We start from the raw sequence: 13,787 nt of genomic DNA on the forward strand, positions 1-13,787 counted from the left end.
GTCTGGCCCCATCGCGAGCAAGCTCGCTCCCACAGGGGATCTTCTGTGATTACAAATTTTCGGCACAACAGAGATCACTGTGGGAGCGAGCTTGCTCGCGATGGGGCCGGTCCAGACGACATTAATGCCGGATAAGCTTACTACGCACTTCAGCCATCGCCCGTTCATCCAGCTCCAACCAGAACTGCTGCTTGCCGGCAATCTCGGCAGCAACCGCCAACCCGTCGCGATATACCAGCCGATTGCTCGCCAGTGCCGGGACTTTCGCGCCGGGCAATAGCGTGCCGGCGAGGTTCAGCGGATCGACCCCGCACACCGCGACCAGGCTGCCGTCATGAGGCCGACGCCGCACCTCCCGCAACAAGGGGATCGCCTCGGGCAGGGCGAATTGCTCGCCCGCCAGGCCACTGACAAAACGCCCGCCACGAATCTCGCCGCGAGCCTCCAGGCGATGGAAAGTACGCAGCAGTTCGCGCCAGCTCGGCAGCCAGTCCGCTTCACGCTCCAGCAAACGCCAGAACACCACGCCGTAACGGCGCAGCAAGGTCATGGCGATGTGCTCAAGGGTATCGGCAGGTGTCGGCGCGGGGCGCTGGTTTTGCACCACCGGCGCGACAGGCGTGCGTCGCAACAAGGCCCAGCGCCCGGCGTCGTCCATGCCACCAATAAATGCCCCGCGCCCGCGTCGACTGTTGCGAGGCTGGCGCTTGCTGGCCGGGGTGATCAGTGCGCGCAATCCGGCGAAGCTGTCGGCATTCACCAGCCCCGCGCCCACCAGTTCCTGCAAGGCGATTTCCAGCTCCGAACGCAGCAGATGGGCCTCATGGATCAGCTCATCGAAAAACAGCGCGCCGTGCTGGCTGAGGGCGGCGTGGACCTTTTGTGTTTTCGGCGACAGTTCGCTGACGGGCGTCTGTTCGGTCAAGCCGCTCCAGAGGCCGACCCGGTTGCGAGGCAGCAACACAATCGGCGTGCTGCGCAGCGCGGTGCTGACGCTTTTGTTGTGCGCAGTCAGGCGCGTCCACACCAGTCTGCCGCTGCGGCACAGCTCATCGAGCCAGGTCGCTGAGTAGTCCTTGATCCGCGCCAGCAGGATGTCGCTGTCCCAGGCTGAAGCGGCAGCAGGGTAGCCTTCCAATTGCGCGACGACGGCTGGCAGTACCGCGGCGCCCTGACCCTGGCTTGCGCTCGACACATGCTGCCAGTCGAACAGGAATCGCATGAAATCCTGCAACGCCACCGGTTCGATTTCCCGGCGCAGGCGCTTGACCGTATAGCGGTGAATCCGCGCCAGCAAATGCCGCTCGCACCATTCTTCCCGGGTGGCACCCGGGGTAAAGCGACCGCGCAGCACATAGCCTTCGCGTTCCAGTTGCGCCAGGGCCTGGTTGACCTGCGCAGCGGGTAAGCCGAGTGGTTCGGCAATGCGATCGAGCGCCAGCGGCCCGAAGGCACTGAGCCGCGCGCGGATCAGTTCGAGGATGGCGTCGTCGGCTTCCCAGACCTCGTCGAAGTCCGGCAGCGCTTGCAGCGATGGCGTCAATTCGGCCTGGGGATAAATCGCCTGCAGGCAGGTCAGGCGCTCCAGCGCCAGCCACAGCGATTGCCCGGCGTTGATCTGCAAACGGCTCGCGCGGCCGCTGTCGGCCAGGGTCTTGAGCCAGTCGAACCACTGCGGATTGGCGCCGGCCTCGGTATCGGTGATGCACGCCAGGCTCATCAAGGCCTCGTGCATTTCGTCGACCCCGCAGGGCGCCGGCCAGGCTTCGTTGCGCACGGCGGCAATCGCCTCGGCGTCCAGGGCGCCGAGGTCGTCGGTGGATTGCGGGTCGCTCCAGCGCCGATTGAGCACTGCCTGGGTTCTACGTTCCTCCAGCGGTGCATCGTCGAGAAAGGTATAGGGCCGGGCGCTGAGAATCTCCGCCGCCAGCGGTGAAGGCGCCGGCAAGTCGCGGCTGATCAGGCGAATGTCGCCGCGTTCCATGCGCCGCAACAAGGCCAGCCAGCCTTGGCTGTCCATGGCTTCGTGCAGGCAATCGTCGAGGGTCTGTTCCACCAGCGGATGGTCGGGAATCTCCCGTTCGCCGGCGAGGTTTTCCACGCAGGCGATCTGATCGGGAAACACGCTGGCGATCAGGTCTTCGCTTTTCATCCGCTGGATCTGCGGCGGGACTTTACGCCCGCCGCTGTAGCGCGGCAGCGCCAGGGCCACCCCGGCATTCCAGCGCCAGCGCACGCCGAACAGCGGCGCGTCGAGCACGGCTTGAATCAGGATGTGTTCGGCACTGTTGCTGTGCAAGTAGCGCCAGACGTCGTCCAGTTCAAAACTGTGGCTGGTGGACAGCGACAGCACGATGGCGTCTTCGCTGGCGGCGGCCTGCAATTCGAAATTGAAGGTGCGACAGAAACGCTTGCGCAGGGCCAGGCCCCAGGCGCGGTTGATGCGGCTGCCGAACGGCGTGTGAATGACCAGTTGCGTGCCGCCGGACTCGTCGAAAAAGCGCTCCATCAGCAGCGTGTCTTGGGATGGCAGGGCACCCAGCGTTTGCCGCGCACGGGCTAGGTAATCCACCAGTTGTCCGGCGCTGGCGATGTTCAAACCCAGGGTCTCGGTCAGCCAGTCGAGCGCTGGCTGCAAGTTACCTGGCGCAGCCCCCAGCAGGTCATCGAGTTGTGCCTGCAAGCGCGCCACCGCCGAGGACAATTCGGCACTGCGCCCCGGTGCTTCACCGAGCCAGAACGGAATGGTCGGCGGCTGGCCCTGGGCATCCTCGACCCGGACTTTGCCGGTTTCCACCCGCAGGATCCGATAGGACGTGTTGCCTAACTGGAAGATATCCCCGGCAATGCTTTCCACGGCGAAGTCTTCATTGATGGTGCCGATGTTCAGCCCTTGAGGCTCCAGCAGCACGCTGTAGTCGGCGTTGTCCGGAATGGTCCCGCCACTGGTCACCGCCGTCAGTTTCGCGCCCCGGCGGCCGCGCAGGGTGCGGCTCACAGCGTCGCGATGCAGGTAGGCGCTACGGATGCCCTGACGACCGTTGTAACCCTCGGCGAGCATGTTCAGCAGCGCCTGATAGTGTTTGTCGTCGAGTCCGGCGTAGGGCGAGGCGCGGCGCAGCATCTCCAGTAGCGCTTGTTCCGGCCACTCCTGGCAACTGACCTCGGCGATGATCTGCTGCGCCAGCACGTCCAGCGGCGCTTGCGGGATCAGCAAGGTATCGAGTTCGCCCCGGCGCACGCAGTCGAGCAGCGCGGCGCATTCGATCAGGTCGTCCCGGGTGGTGGCGAACAAACGGCCCTTGGGCGTGCCGCCGACCTGGTGCCCGGAGCGGCCGACCCGCTGCAGAAACCCGGCAATCGAACGCGGCGAGGCGATCTGGCACACCAGGTCGACGTCACCGATGTCGATCCCCAGTTCCAGCGACGCCGTGGCAATCAGCACTTGCAGGTCGCCGCGCTTGAGTCGCTGCTCGGCATCCAGGCGAAATTCCTTGGCCAGGCTGCCGTGGTGGGCGGCGACGGCATCCTTGCCCAGGCGCTCGCTCAGGTGCCGGCTCAGGCGTTCGGCCAGACGTCGGGTGTTGACGAAGATCAGCGTGGTCCGGTGTTCCCGGGCGAGGGCGGCGAGGCGGTCGTAGACCAACTCCCAGACATCGTTGGCCATCACGGCCGATAGCGGCACGGGCGGTACTTCGATGTTCAGGTCGCGGGGGCGGGCGTGGCCGATGTCGACGATCTCGCACGGGCGGTCGCGACCGACAAGGAAGCGCGAGACGGCTTCGATGGGCTTTTGCGTGGCCGACAGACCGATGCGCAGTAGTGGTTCCGGGCAGAGGGCTTGCAGGCGTTCAAGGCTCAGTGCCAGGTGGCTGCCACGTTTGCTGGCAGCCATGGCGTGGATCTCGTCGACGATCACCGTTTGTGCGGTGCCGAGCATCTGCCGGCCAGAGTCGGAACCGAGCAGCACATACAGGGATTCCGGCGTGGTCACCAGAATGTGCGGTGCGGTCTTGCGCATTGCCGAACGATCTTTTTGCGGTGTATCGCCGGTACGCACGGCGGTGCTGATCTGCAGTTCGGGCAGGCCCATCACGCGCAATTGCTCGGTAATGCCGGCCAGCGGGTTTTGCAGGTTGATCTGGATGTCGTTGGACAGTGCCTTGAGGGGCGAGACGTAGACCACCAGGGTTGCGTCGGGCAAGCCTTCGGGGCTTTCCAGGCCGCGGTGCACCAGGTCATCGATGACGGCGAGAAAGGCGGTGAGGGTTTTGCCGGAACCGGTGGGCGCGGCGACCAGGGTCGAGCGGCGCTGGCGGATCAACGGCCACGCCCGGGCCTGGGCGGCGGTGACCGCCGGGAACGTGTGGCTGAACCAGGCGCTGACGGCAGGGTGGAAGCCGCTCAGGGCACTGTCTGCGGGAATGGGCAGGTTCATGCAGCAAGTTATGCGGGTGGGTGGGCCAAGATGCAAGTACCGCTTGGGGATCTCTGTTGACTGACAGGACCCCATCGCGAGCAAGCTCGCTCCCACAGAGGGGCGGCTTACACAAAACCATTGTGGGAGCTAGCTTGCTCCCACAGGGGGGCGGTTTACACAAAGCCATTGTGGGAGCGAGCTTGCTCGCGATGAGGCCAGTGACAGCACCACAAATCCCCCGGATCTACACTTTACGGGTGACGGTTGCGCACTAAACCCGCAAAATGCAACGATTCCGGCAATTATCAACGACATCGCCTGGGCGCGATGTCGATAAAGCCATCGTTTCAATCAGACTGGGCCTGCTGACTCTATGCGAATGCGCCTTATGTTACTGGGCGGCGGAAATGCCCTTGGGCAGGCGCTGATTCGCCTCGGTGCGGAGGAAGACATCGGTTTCCTCGCCCCCCGCCCGCCCGAAGACGGCTGGGATGCCGCGAGCCTGACACAACTGCTCGACGACACCCGTCCCGATGCATTGATCAACCTTGCCTACTACTTCGACTGGTTTCAGGCCGAGGCGGTGAGCGAATCGCGCCTGGCCGGCCAGGAGCGCGCGATCGAGCGTCTGGCGGAACTGTGCCAGCACCACAACATCGTCCTGCTGCAACCCTCCAGCTATCGCGTGTTCGACGGCTCCCGTGCCACCGCCTACAGCGAAAAAGACGAACCGGTGCCCCTGGGCCTGCGGGGTCAGGCGTTGTGGCGGATCGAGCAAAGCGTGCGCGCCACCTGCCCGCAACACGTGCTGCTGCGTTTCGGCTGGCTGCTGGACGACAGCCCGGACGGTGCCCTTGGCCGCTTCCTCGCCCGTGCAGAACAACCCGAAGAGCTGCTGATGGCCGACGACCGACGGGGCAATCCGACGCCGGTCGACGATGCCGCCCGCGTGATCATTTCAGTGCTCAAGCAACTCGATTGCGCCGCGCCGCTGTGGGGCACCTACCACTACGCCGGGCATGAGGCGACCACGCCGCTGGCGCTGGGGCAGGCGATTCTGACCGAAGCCCGCAGCCTGCATCCGCTGGCCATCGAAGCCCCGACCGCCCAGGCCCACGCCGCGCGTCCGGATGCCGCCGAAGAACCGCAACACGCGGTACTGGCCTGCAAAAAAATTCTGCACACCTTTGGAATCAAACCACGCGCCTGGCGTGCGGCGCTTCCCGGTCTACTGGACAGGTTCTATCGCCATGGCTGACAGCCCCGTTTTGATCACCGGTGGTGCCGGTTTCATTGGTTCACACCTGACTGACGCCCTGCTTGCCAGGGGCCATGCGGTGCGGATTCTCGATGACCTGTCCACCGGCAAGCACAGCAATCTGCCGCTGGATAATCCCAGGGTCGAACTGATCGTCGGCGACGTGGCCGATGCGGCTTTGGTTGCCCAGGCGATGGCCGGATGCAGCGCTGTGGCGCACCTGGCCGCCGTGGCTTCGGTGCAGGCCTCTGTGGACGATCCGGTGCGCACACACCAGAGCAACTTCATCGGCACGCTGAACGTCTGCGAAGCCATGCGCCAGACCGGGGTCAAACGCGTGCTGTTTGCCTCCAGTGCGGCGGTGTATGGCAACAATGGCGAAGGTGAGTCGATCGACGAAGACACGCCCAAGGCGCCGTTGACGCCTTATGCGGTGGACAAGCTGGCCAGCGAGCAATACTTCGACTTCTACCATCGCCAGCATGGGCTGGAACCGGTGATTTTCCGCTTCTTCAACATCTACGGCCCGCGCCAGGATCCGTCCTCGCCGTACTCCGGGGTGATCAGCATTTTCAGCGAGCGCGCGTTGAAGGGCTTGCCGATCACGGTGTTCGGCGATGGCGAGCAGACCCGGGATTTTGTCTACGTCGAAGACCTGGTCGACTTGCTGGTGCAGGCCATCGAAATGCCCCGGGTCGAAGTCGGTGCGGTCAACGTTGGCTGGAACCAGGCGACGACCCTCAAGCAAATGCTCGAAGCGCTCGAAGCCGTGGTCGGCAATTTGCCACCGGTGAGCTACGGCCCGGCACGCTCCGGTGACATTCGTCATTCCCGGGCGAACAACCGGCGCCTGTTGGAACGCTTCACGACCTCGGAGCAGACACCGATGCGTGTAGGGCTGGCGCGGTTGCTGGGGCGATAGATCGCTTCCATGCGGACATGAAAAAGGCGCCTTTTTACAGGCGCCTTTTTCACGGCCGGAATTTACTTACAGCTTGTGTAATTCCTGTGGCGAGGGGGCTCGTCGGATCGCCGCATCGCCCCGTTCGACTGCGCAGCAGTCGCCGTCATTTTTAAGTCTGCTCACCACCAAGCCTCATTCACCACCACGTGAACGTTCTTTAGAACTTGTAACCCAGACCCACCATGTAGATGAACGGGTCTACATCGACGTCCACCCGTGCCCGGGTGCCTGGTGCGATCGAGTTGTTCTCGACGGTGGCGCGGGTATCGATGTCGATGTAGCGCACCTGGGCGTTGATCATGATGTTATCGGTCAGCATGTAGTCAGCACCGACCTGCCACGCCAGACCCCAGGAGTTTTCCGCCTTGAAGTTGCTGAAACCGGCGGACTGGGCCTGGCTGCCAACGTGTTCGTCGTAGATATAGGTGTAGTTGATGCCGCCGCCGACGTACGGCTGGAAGGCCGACTTCGGATCCAGCGGGTAGTACACCAGGCTCAAGGTCGGTGGCAGGTGCTTGAGGGTGCCGAGTTTGCCGTTGGCCGCGCTCAGGGCCGTGCCCTTGAGTTTCACGTCATGCTCGAACGGTGTGGCCGCCAGCAGCTCGATACCCAGGTGGTTGGTGAGCATGTAGGCGAAGTTCAAGCCCAGTTGCGTGTCGCTGCTCATGGTCGCCTTGCCGCCCAGGTCGGCGCCCGCCAGCGGGCCTTGATCGACCTTGACGCTGGAGCTGTCGGCTTCCGGGTTGACGGTGATTGCACCGGCGCGAAGGAGGATGTCACCGGCTTCGAAGGCATTGGCGAGCGGGGCTGCGAGCGCAAGGGCAACCAGCGAAGCGCTGAGCATGGACTTGTTCATGGGGGCTCCAGAGGACGTTAAAAATGTTCGATGTCCAATGGTAAGCCGGCTAACTATTCGGTCTTTTGATGCAGCTCAATGAAAGTGGCAAGGACTGGAATTTGTGATGTTTCTGATGGCCTCATCGCGAGCAAGCTCGCTCCCACAGGAGGCATGTGATCCCCTGTGGGAGCGAGCTTGCTCGCGATGGCGGACTGACAGTCGACACAAAACGACCTGATTCACTCCGGCAGTTCATACAGATAAATCTTGTCCGCCTCCATCTGATACCCGGCATCCGCCAACTCGCTGGTGGAGGCCTTGACCTGCAGCGCGCCTTCGATCCAGTAAGGCTGATACAGCTCGTCCAGCTTCACGCCGACTTCGCTCTTGACGTGCACGATCTGGTTCGATGGCGGTGGCGGCACATGGATGCAGGCGCCGAAATACGGCACCAGCAGAAACTCCGTGGTACGGCCTTCCTCGCTCACTTCCAGCGGCACGATGTAACCCGGCAGGCGAATATTCTGGCCGTCGAGGGTCTTGACCACCGGTGCGTTGGGCATGTCCTGCTTGGCTGCTGGCGCCGACTCTGCAGAGAGCGTGCTGCTCATCTGCGACAGATCATGCAACGGCGTCATGTTCGGCACTTCTTTCGGCGCGTCGGGCGGGATCATCTCCGACCAGGTCAGGTCTTTTGGCTGGGCCGCCCACAGGGGCAGGGCGACCAGCATCAACAGCGCAAGTACAGCGCGGGGCATTTTCAACGTCCTCATAAACGGATCGACAAGCCATCGGCCAGGGATTGGCGATAGACGCGCCAGGCCGGCACGCTGCCCATCAGCAACGCGGCGATCAGGATGCCACCGAGCAGCGTCCATTCATACTCGCTCGGCCAGGACAGCGGCAGGAACAGGCCGTAGTTGGCTTGCACATAACCTTGGGCCGCCGCGATGCACACATACAGCAACGCCACGCCGGCGATCACGCCCGACAGCGCCAGGGCAAAGGCTTCGAGTACCAACAGCGTCGCGATGTGCCAGGGGCGTGCGCCCACCGAGCGCAGGATCGCCATTTCCCGACGGCGCTCGTTGAGGCTGGTGAGAATCGCTGTGAGCATGCCGATCAACCCGGTCAGCACCACAAACAGCGATACCACGAACAAGGCTTTTTCCGCGGTGCCCATCAGACTCCACAGCTCTTGCAACGCTACGCCTGGCAGGATCGCCAGCATCGGTTCGCCACGGAATTCGTTGATTTCCCGTTGCAGGGCAAAGGTCGAAATCTTGTTGTTGAGGCCGAGCATGAACGCGGTGATCGCTTGCGGCGTGAGGTCCATGTTGCGCGCCTGATCAGCCGTGATGCGGCCCTCGCCCCGGGCCGGCACGCCGTTATGCCAGTCGATGTGAATCGCTTCCATGCCACCGAGGCTGATGTGCAGTGTGCGGTCCACCGGTGTGCCGGTGCGCTTGAGAATGCCGACCACAGTGAACGGTTTGTCGTCGTGCTTGACCAGGCTGATCGCCGCCACGCCGTGGGCCAGCACCAGTTTGTCACCGAGTTTGTAGTGCAGTGCATCGGCCACTTCGGCACCGAGCACCACTTCGAACGGGTCAGTGGCAAAGGCGCGGCCATCGCTCAGTTGCAGGTGTTGCTGGCGCCCGTACTGGTAATGCTCGAAGTAGGCTTCGGTGGTGCCCATCACCCGGTAGCCGCGATGGGAGTCGCCGAGGGACATCGGGATCGCCCACTTCACTTTCGGGTTGCTGGCGAAGTGTTCGAAGCTGTCCCAGCGGATGTTGTTGGTGGCGTTGCCGATGCGGAACACCGAGTACAGCAGCAGGTTCACCGAGCCTGAGCGGGCGCCGACGATCAGGTCGGTGCCGCTTATTGTGCTGGCGAAACTGGCCTTGGCTTCGGTGCGCACGCGCTCCACTGCCAGCAACAGGCACACCGACAGGGCGATGGCGAACGCGGTGAGGATCGCAGTGAAACGACGGTTAGCCAGGCTGGCCATGGCTAGACGAAACAGATACATCTCAGACCTCGGACGGGGTAGCGGCGCGATTGAGTTCGGCCAGCGACAGGTTGTGGTCGAACAGCGGCGCCAGGCTCTGGTCGTGGCTGACGAACAACAGGCTCGAGCCGGCTTCGCGGCACTCGGCGAACAGCAGGCGAATGAAGTTCTCGCGGGCGTCGTAATCGAGGGCTGAGGTCGGTTCGTCGGCGATCACCAGTTCCGGTTGGCCGATCAGTGCGCGGGCGGCGGCGACCCGTTGCTGCTGGCCGATGGACAACGAATCAGCGCGGCGACCGAGGATGTTTTCATCCTTCAAACCCAGATGGGCGAGCAGTGTGGCGGCGGCTTTGTCGACGCTGCCGTGACGTTGTTTCGCCCGTTCGGCGCGCAGTTTCGAGAAGTGGCAGGGCAGTTCGACGTTTTCACGCACCGACAGAAACGGCAGCAGGTTGAACTGCTGAAAGATGTAGCCGGTGTGATCGACGCGGAAGTGGTCGCGGGCGCCGGCCGAGAGTTGCGTCAGCTCCTGGCCGAGCAGGCGGATGCTGCCGCGATCAGGCTTTTGCACGCCGCCGAGCAGACCGAGCAGGGTGGTCTTGCCGCTGCCGCTCGGGCCTTTGAGGAACAGGGTTTCGCCGCGCTCCAGGCGAAACGCGGGGATGTCCAGCAGCGGCGGGTGACCGGGCCAGCTGAAGCCCAGGTCGGACAGTTCGATGAGTGCTTGGGTCATGTGAAACCGGTCTGGTTGGTGGTGAACCCTTGTAGGAGCGAGCCTGCTCGCGAAAAACCTGAGAACACCGAGGTGAATCAGGTTGCCCGCGTTATCGTTGGCGTCCATCGCGAGCAAGCTCGATCCTACAGTGGGTCAGAATTTCAGCGCGGCAGCCTTGTCCGTCACTTCAACGCCTTGCTGCCCGCCCGGGCCGATCAGTTGTACCTGAATTTTCCGGGTGGCCGGGAAGCGGGTGAAAATATTCGCCAGGTCCAGTGACTTCAGTGCCGCTGGCGTGGCGCAAGTGAACTGATAGTGAGCGTGGATTTCGCTGTGATCATGGTGATGTTCGTGGCCGTCTTCGTCCTTGGCGCCTTCATCGTGATCATCGTCGGCATCGGGCTTGTCGCCGAACAATGGACTTTCCAGTTCCTGGTTTTCCACCACGCAACCAGCGGCTGTTGGAAGGTTGAATAGCGCCAGTGGTTTTTCGAGCTGAGCGCGGACAGCGGCGACTTTAGCCTTGTCGGCATCGCTGGTGGCGACGTGCTCGAACCCCACCAGGTTCATGGCCGGGCTTTCCAGTTCCAGCTCCAGGGTCTTGCCGTCCAGCGCCGCATTCAGGCGTCCCACGCCATGTTCGTGGGCACCCAGGCTGCCATGCTCGTGATCGTGTTCGTCGGCGGCATGGGCGACAGCCAGCGGCAACATGGCAAACGGCAGGGCGAGAAGCAGACGACGCATGACGAGTCTCCGAAAAGTAAAATGAAGAAAATGTTATGTAATCTTATAACGTGATTGCGGAGAGTTTGACTGTCTGCTTGGCGTTGCACAAGTCCCATGGGAGCATGCCGGGAAGAAATGTGCGGGAGCAGACCTATGTTGCGAATTCGCGGAAGCATCGGCGACTGGCCGGTGGATTTGACCCTGGAGATGGACGACGCGGACTGGGCGCGACTAGGGGCGCAGTTGCAGGTGGAAAAAACCCCGGTCAGCGTGCCAGCGGCGAAACCGCTGAATCAGGATGATGCGCTGTGGCAGATCGCCAGGGATTTGCTGCGCAAGGCCGGGCAGCTCAGTGGCCCGGACCTGCTCGATCAACTGGAAGGACTGACTGGCAGCGCGGCGGCGGGCAAGCGTCTGTTGGTGCGCCTGCGCCACAGTTCGGATGTGAAGGTGGAAAGCGGCGGGGATACACCGCTGTATCGCTGGTTGGTGTAGGAGCGAGCTTGCTCGCGATGGGCGTCAACGATAACGCGGGAAACCTGATTCACCTCGGTGCTCTCAGGTTTTTCGCGAGCAAGCTCGCTCCTACAGGGTTGGCTTAGTACAGCGCGGCAAACAACTTGCGGCGGTACGTGCTGACCAACGGATGATCGTTGCCCAGCAATTCGAACACCTGCAACAAGGTCTTGTGCGGCAAGCCTTCGCTGTAGCTGCGGTTGCGGGTGAACAACTTCAGCAATGCATCCAGCGCGGCGTCGTACTGCTGACGGGCCAGTTGCTGGATCGCCAGTTGATAGACCGCCTCATCGTCCAGCGGGTCTTTCGCCAGTCGGGCCTTCAGGTCGGCGGCATCCGGCAAGTCCCTGGCCAGACCGAGAAACTTGATCTGTGCCTTGGCGCCGGCCAGCGCGGCCTTGTGCTCGTCGCTCTTGACCGCATCCAGCACGGTTTGCGCTTCGCCCAGTTCACCGCGCTCGGTCAGGCAGCGGGCGTACAGGATCAGTGCCTTGGCGTTGGTGTTGTCTTCACCCAGGATCACTTTGAGCTGCGCTTCGGCATCGGCAAAACGGCTGTCGTCGAACAGCGCCTGGGCCAGTTCGAACGGATCGGCGGCGGCCGGTGGCGGCATCTGCACATGGGGTTCGAGCAGGGCACGCACGGCCGACTCCGGCTGCGCACCGGCAAAGCCATCGACAGGCTGGCCGTCCTTGAACAGCACCACGGTCGGCAGGCTGCGGATGCCGAAGCGGGCGACGATGTCTTGTTCGATGTCACAGTTGACCTTGGCCAGCAGCAACTCACCCTGATAGCTCTCGGCAATGCTCTGCAGCATCGGCATCAGCACTTTGCAGGGCGCGCACCATTCGGCCCAGAAATCCACCAGCACTGGTTTGTGGAAGGAGTTCTCGATCACCGACTGGTCGAAATCGGCAGTCGTGGCGTCGAAGATGTACGGCGTTTCCTGACTCATGGGCAATCTCGTAAAAGCGTGAATGGGGCAACTATACGACTTGGTGGGGGCGCGCCGGAAGCGGGGTGGCCGTTAGAGATGTTTCGTCTGACAGGACGTCATCGCGAGCAAGCTCGCTCCCACAGGGGATTTGTGGACGACGCGGGTCCAGTGCAGGAGCGAGCTTGCTCGCGATGCTTTTAGCTAGCGCTGCGCGTGGTACAGGCTCACATGCCGAAACTCGTGGGGCTCGGCCAGATCCGGCAGGGTCATGGCTTCGAGCATTTCGATGCGCCGGTACAACGGATGACGGAAATCCCTGACGCGTGAATCCGCCACCAGCGCCTCTCGGCCGCGACTGAGGAACTGGTCGAGCAGCGGCAGGTTGGCCCGGTCGTACAGTACATCCGCCACCAGAATCAGATCGAAGCGATCGGCCTCGGCGAAAAAGTCCATCGAGTAATTGAGCTGTACGTTATTGAGCTCGGCATTGGCCCGACACGCGGCAATCGCCAGCGGGTCAAGGTCGCAGGCCAGTACTTCGAGCGCCCCGGCCTTCGCCGCCGCAATCCCCGCCACCCCGGAGCCGGCACCGAAATCCAGTACCCGCTTGCCTTCGACCCAATGGGGGTTTTCGGCCAGATAGCGGGCCACGGCCAGGCCGCTGGCCCAGCAGAAACTCCAGTACGGCGGCTCATGCAGGATGCGCCGGGTCTCTTCCGGGCTGAAGGCGCGGTCCATGTTGTCGCCGTCGATCAGCCACAACTTCAGGTCGGTCCCTGGTAACTCACAGGCGACCAATTGCGCATCACCGAGCAGTTCACCCAACGCCTTTTGCAGGTCGAACGGTGCACTCATGGGGCTTTGACGAATTGCAGTTGGCCCAGGGCCTGGGTGGTCGGCTGGGTAATCAGTTGCGACGGCAGGTGCAGGATCAACTGCCCGGACTGACTGGCGCGGCCTCGCAGTTCAACGCGGGCCCCGGCCGGGAAGGATTCCGGATTGAAGCGCAGGTGAAACGGCAGAACCTGGTTGTTGCCGATCAGGCTGGAGCTGGCGAGCAATTGTTGCGGGCGGTCCTTATCGTCGATCACCAGCAATGCCAGTTCGACTTCAGCGCCAGCTGGAACGCCTTGCAAGGTGCCGCTCAGTTCACGCTGATGGGCGGGCAGAGGGCCGAGTGCGGCGGCCTCCCGGGCTTTCTTCTGCGCTTGCTGCGGCACCGGGCCAGGCGTTGGCGGCTGGGGCTTGGGTGCATCGCTGCTGCAGGCCACCAGCAGGCTGAAAACACTGAGCAAAATGAGCGGACGTAACGACATTGGTGGCTCCATAACGCTGAATTCCATGGATCAAGTGATCATCCCGTCTGTATACCGCAAACCCTATGGCTTGTCTTGCCACG

General features: G+C 62.9%; 12 protein-coding genes. 3 read left to right on the forward strand and 9 right to left on the reverse strand.

What is annotated here, in order from left to right; genetic code table 11:
• Positions 1-121: 121 nt before the first annotated feature.
• Entirely contained in the window at positions 122-4,438 is a 4,317-nt protein-coding gene (locus AC1RS8_RS19285) for an Lhr family helicase (protein ID WP_493163326.1), read from the reverse strand.
• Positions 4,439-4,793: 355 nt separating this feature from the next.
• On the opposite strand from AC1RS8_RS19285, the gene AC1RS8_RS19290 reads away from it, so the two are divergent.
• Together AC1RS8_RS19290 and AC1RS8_RS19295 are read left to right on the forward strand one after the other, a co-directional pair.
• Positions 4,794-5,678 carry a sugar nucleotide-binding protein gene (locus AC1RS8_RS19290; RefSeq protein WP_008053852.1) on the forward strand — a complete coding sequence of 295 codons (885 nt, stop codon included), beginning with the start codon at positions 4,794-4,796 and terminating at the stop codon, positions 5,676-5,678.
• Entirely contained in the window at positions 5,671-6,600 is a 930-nt protein-coding gene (locus AC1RS8_RS19295; RefSeq protein ID WP_489339303.1) for an NAD-dependent epimerase/dehydratase family protein, read from the forward strand. Before AC1RS8_RS19290 ends, AC1RS8_RS19295 begins: the two co-directional genes overlap by 8 nt.
• A gap of 199 nt (positions 6,601-6,799) precedes the next feature.
• On the opposite strand, the gene AC1RS8_RS19300 is transcribed toward AC1RS8_RS19295, so the two are convergent.
• The 5 genes from AC1RS8_RS19300 to AC1RS8_RS19320 all read right to left on the reverse strand — a co-directional run bounded on the left by AC1RS8_RS19300 (position 6,800) and on the right by AC1RS8_RS19320 (position 10,953).
• A complete protein-coding gene (locus tag AC1RS8_RS19300) occupies positions 6,800-7,498 on the reverse strand; it encodes an OmpW/AlkL family protein (RefSeq protein ID WP_090451676.1) in 699 nt (232 codons plus the stop codon).
• A gap of 221 nt (positions 7,499-7,719) precedes the next feature.
• Positions 7,720-8,238 carry a DUF3299 domain-containing protein gene (locus AC1RS8_RS19305; RefSeq protein ID WP_090451674.1) on the reverse strand — a complete coding sequence of 173 codons (519 nt, stop codon included), beginning with the start codon at positions 8,236-8,238 and terminating at the stop codon, positions 7,720-7,722.
• A gap of 11 nt (positions 8,239-8,249) precedes the next feature.
• Positions 8,250-9,515 (reverse strand): ABC transporter permease, encoded by a 1,266-nt coding sequence (locus tag AC1RS8_RS19310; protein WP_489339302.1) that lies wholly within the window; start codon positions 9,513-9,515, stop codon positions 8,250-8,252.
• A 1-nt stretch (position 9,516) separates the two neighbouring features.
• Entirely contained in the window at positions 9,517-10,227 is a 711-nt protein-coding gene (locus AC1RS8_RS19315; protein ID WP_057713120.1) for an ABC transporter ATP-binding protein, read from the reverse strand.
• Positions 10,228-10,362: 135 nt separating this feature from the next.
• Entirely contained in the window at positions 10,363-10,953 is a 591-nt protein-coding gene (locus AC1RS8_RS19320; RefSeq protein ID WP_489339301.1) for a DUF2796 domain-containing protein, read from the reverse strand.
• Between the two features lie 135 nt (positions 10,954-11,088).
• Here AC1RS8_RS19320 and AC1RS8_RS19325 point away from each other — a divergent pair, with 135 nt between their 5' ends.
• Positions 11,089-11,430 carry a hypothetical protein gene (locus tag AC1RS8_RS19325; RefSeq protein ID WP_223499980.1) on the forward strand — a complete coding sequence of 114 codons (342 nt, stop codon included), beginning with the start codon at positions 11,089-11,091 and terminating at the stop codon, positions 11,428-11,430.
• A 103-nt stretch (positions 11,431-11,533) separates the two neighbouring features.
• On the opposite strand, the gene trxA is transcribed toward AC1RS8_RS19325, so the two are convergent.
• The 3 genes from trxA to AC1RS8_RS19340 all read right to left on the reverse strand — a co-directional run bounded on the left by trxA (position 11,534) and on the right by AC1RS8_RS19340 (position 13,704).
• The gene (trxA, locus tag AC1RS8_RS19330; protein ID WP_489339300.1) at positions 11,534-12,406 is read right to left on the reverse strand and encodes a thioredoxin; all 873 of its coding nucleotides are present in this window, start codon (positions 12,404-12,406) and stop codon (positions 11,534-11,536) included.
• A gap of 183 nt (positions 12,407-12,589) precedes the next feature.
• On the reverse strand, positions 12,590-13,243 hold the full coding sequence (locus AC1RS8_RS19335; RefSeq protein WP_489339299.1) for a class I SAM-dependent methyltransferase: 654 nt from the start codon (positions 13,241-13,243) through the stop codon (positions 12,590-12,592).
• On the reverse strand, positions 13,240-13,704 hold the full coding sequence (locus tag AC1RS8_RS19340; protein ID WP_057713125.1) for a YbaY family lipoprotein: 465 nt from the start codon (positions 13,702-13,704) through the stop codon (positions 13,240-13,242). The genes AC1RS8_RS19335 and AC1RS8_RS19340 overlap by 4 nt, the downstream gene beginning before the upstream one ends.
• Positions 13,705-13,787: the final 83 nt, after the last annotated feature.

The sequence above is a fragment of the Pseudomonas sp. GW821-FHT12A04 genome, assembly GCF_058807755.1.

Bases quoted from the DNA above. Each gene is read 5' to 3' on its own strand.
- AC1RS8_RS19310 (WP_489339302.1), bottom strand. From the start codon at position 9,515: ATGTATCTGTTTCGTCTAGCCATGGCCAGCCTGGCTAACCGTCGTTTC.
- AC1RS8_RS19325 (WP_223499980.1), top strand. From the start codon at position 11,089: ATGTTGCGAATTCGCGGAAGCATCGGCGACTGGCCGGTGGATTTGACC.
- AC1RS8_RS19340 (WP_057713125.1), bottom strand. From the start codon at position 13,704: ATGTCGTTACGTCCGCTCATTTTGCTCAGTGTTTTCAGCCTGCTGGTG.
- trxA (WP_489339300.1), bottom strand. From the start codon at position 12,406: ATGAGTCAGGAAACGCCGTACATCTTCGACGCCACGACTGCCGATTTC.
- AC1RS8_RS19285 (WP_493163326.1), bottom strand. From the start codon at position 4,438: ATGAACCTGCCCATTCCCGCAGACAGTGCCCTGAGCGGCTTCCACCCT.
- AC1RS8_RS19305 (WP_090451674.1), bottom strand. From the start codon at position 8,238: ATGCCCCGCGCTGTACTTGCGCTGTTGATGCTGGTCGCCCTGCCCCTG.
- AC1RS8_RS19315 (WP_057713120.1), bottom strand. From the start codon at position 10,227: ATGACCCAAGCACTCATCGAACTGTCCGACCTGGGCTTCAGCTGGCCC.
- AC1RS8_RS19320 (WP_489339301.1), bottom strand. From the start codon at position 10,953: ATGCGTCGTCTGCTTCTCGCCCTGCCGTTTGCCATGTTGCCGCTGGCT.
- AC1RS8_RS19335 (WP_489339299.1), bottom strand. From the start codon at position 13,243: ATGAGTGCACCGTTCGACCTGCAAAAGGCGTTGGGTGAACTGCTCGGT.
- AC1RS8_RS19290 (WP_008053852.1), top strand. From the start codon at position 4,794: ATGCGAATGCGCCTTATGTTACTGGGCGGCGGAAATGCCCTTGGGCAG.
- AC1RS8_RS19295 (WP_489339303.1), top strand. From the start codon at position 5,671: ATGGCTGACAGCCCCGTTTTGATCACCGGTGGTGCCGGTTTCATTGGT.
- AC1RS8_RS19300 (WP_090451676.1), bottom strand. From the start codon at position 7,498: ATGAACAAGTCCATGCTCAGCGCTTCGCTGGTTGCCCTTGCGCTCGCA.